Here is a 593-nt window from a genome sequence, read left to right as displayed (position 1 = left end):
ATCGTTGCAAATCAACCACTTCAGCTTGCTGGTGCACTAGACATTGATTCATCAAACAAGGCTGCAAGATTCATTAGATTTTGTGATTGTTATAACATTCCAATAATTACTTTGGTGGATACCCCTGGATACATGCCGGGAACTAACCAAGAACACAATGGAATCATTCGTCATGGAAGCAAGTTACTGTTTTCATATTGTGAGGCAACCGTGCCAAAAATTACTCTTGTTATCGGCAAAGCATATGGTGGAGCATACATTGCAATGGCAAGCAAATATCTTAGAACTGATATTAATTACGCTTGGCCTACAGCAAAAATTGCTGTCCTAGGAGCAGAAGCTGCAGTCAAAATAATGAATAGAAAGGAACTTGCCAAGGCAAAAGACGCAGAAGCACTGAAGAAAGAATTGATTGATGATTTTACAGAAAAGTTCGAGAATCCATATGTTGCCGCATCTCATGGAAGTATAGATACTGTAATTGATCCTGCTGAAACGCGACCAATGTTAATCAAAGCTCTTGAAATGCTAACCAATAAACGCGAAAAACAATATCCACGAAAACACGGTAACATTAACCTATAAGAGAAATG

At 38.4% G+C, this 593-nt stretch carries 1 protein-coding gene; it reads left to right on the top strand.

Annotation, left to right across the window (positions count from 1 at the left end; translation table 11 throughout):
• On the top strand, positions 1–585 hold a 585-nt coding region (locus tag V3W49_RS22870; RefSeq protein WP_500148263.1), incomplete at its 5' end, for a carboxyl transferase domain-containing protein.
• Between the last annotated feature and the right edge of the window lie 8 nt (positions 586–593).

Origin of the sequence: Rosenbergiella sp. YN46 (genome assembly GCF_036620675.1) — a bacterium.
GTDB lineage: Bacteria > Pseudomonadota > Gammaproteobacteria > Enterobacterales > Enterobacteriaceae > Jejubacter.
Note: the sequence above shows the minus strand (reverse complement) of the source record. Positions and strands in the feature narration are given on the sequence as shown.